Raw genomic sequence first — 1,582 nt, 5'->3', positions numbered from 1 at the left:
GTAACTACTCAGGTTGTAATTTAGCTATATGAGTGAGGTTTTGGAGGACATTTTCTGACTTTTTGATCAAGGTGTCGACCACGGATCTTATGACACAAAAGCTTTCAGCACCTTTTTCGGATTTGAACTGACCTGATATCTTTTGTTTTACCTTGATGTTGCGTATGGCTCTTTCAGATGCATTGTTGTCCGGGGGTACTTCTGGGTAGTGTAGAAAAACAAGGAGGGACTGCCTGTATTTTACAAGTCTTTTCTGCATCGAGACTGCCTCTTCATGTTTGGGGTCTATCGGAAGTGCGAGGAGGTTATCCAGCCGCTCCTCTATTCGGGCAATATTTTTTCCCTCTTCGGGATCAGGTAATCCTTTCATTTTTTTATCCAAGGAGATAGCTTCCCTGAACAGGGTCCTGAGGCAATCGGCCCATTCTGACTTATGCCGTTCGACGATGTAGTTGAGTTCCCTTATCAGGTGGGCACAGCAGAGCTGGTGGAGGTTTTCCGAATAACTGAAGTATGCCCTCCATGCGTCGTGGCATAATATCGCATTTCCGAATCCCCCGGGGAAGTGACTCTTTATGGCTTTGAGCCCCCGGGACTGGGATATGGCCAAAAGGGTGAATTCCACTGTCTGATAAGTCCAGACCCATTGTCTGTTCCCGTCCACTTTTGCCCCTGTCTCGTCAGCCCCTATGACAGGGCTCTTGGAGACGGCTGCTTTGATCTTTGCATATAACGGAGCTGCTTTGGCTGCAAACCTGCCGATAATGTTGTCGATGCTTCCTTCACTCAGATTGATGCCGAAACAGTCTCTGAGGAGTTCCTTGGTCCGTCTGTATGGAACATACTGTCTGGCTTGCAGATAACTGACCATGGTCTCGACACCGCTGCCGTATTGTATGGGTGCATTGACATTTCCGGGAAAGGCTGCCCTGTTTTTTTTCCCGCAGGGACAGATTCTTGAATAACTTCTGTGTTCGGTACATACAGGAGTGATGACAGGCAGGTCTACAACCTGTCTGCAGGAGGACAGCTTGGCGGGAACCTCCGAGAGGTCACGTCCGCAACAGGTACAGTACTGGGGGATATGGTCTATCAGGATATCAGGGGAGGATGACATTTCCAGGGTATGTCCCTTGTGGTCGGGCTGGCCGCCGGGTTTTCGGCCTGTATGCTCCCGGAGACTCTGTGTCTTTTTGGGCCGGTTCTCATCCTTGGAGGGGGGAACCGAACTGTTGGTACTGTTCTTTGGATTTTTGTACCGGGCAAGCTCTTTTTCAAGCTCAGTTACACGTATCTCCAAAAACCTGATCCTGTCCAAGAGCCGTAGGTTCAGGTTGACTAATTCCGCTATCTGTTTATCCCTGTGGTCCAAGCTGAATAGAGATGTTTCCTTGAATATGGGGCCTAAAACCAATAAAAACCAACATTTGAACCGGTATTTTCCCACAAAATAATGTGGATAAACCGTCAAAAAAACCGAATTTCGGAATGGGCTAAAAAAAAGCACACAGGCTAAACCCAAAAGCAGTTACCAATTAAAAAACTTGAATTCCGGTTAATTAAATAGAACCTGAGTAGTTAC

General features: G+C 47.3%; 1 protein-coding gene. It reads right to left on the bottom strand.

Annotated features, from left to right (window positions below; all coding sequences use genetic code 11):
• Window positions 1-4: 4 nt before the first annotated feature.
• Window positions 5-1,471 carry an IS66 family transposase gene (gene tnpC, locus MMU07_RS21655; protein ID WP_241128703.1) on the bottom strand — a complete coding sequence of 489 codons (1,467 nt, stop codon included), beginning with the start codon at window positions 1,469-1,471 and terminating at the stop codon, window positions 5-7.
• Window positions 1,472-1,582 lie beyond the last annotated feature (111 nt).

The organism is Cognataquiflexum nitidum, assembly GCF_022538055.1.
In the GTDB taxonomy this organism is placed as follows: domain Bacteria; phylum Bacteroidota; class Bacteroidia; order Cytophagales; family Cyclobacteriaceae; genus Cognataquiflexum; species Cognataquiflexum nitidum.
Note: the sequence above shows the minus strand (reverse complement) of the source record. Positions and strands in the feature narration are given on the sequence as shown.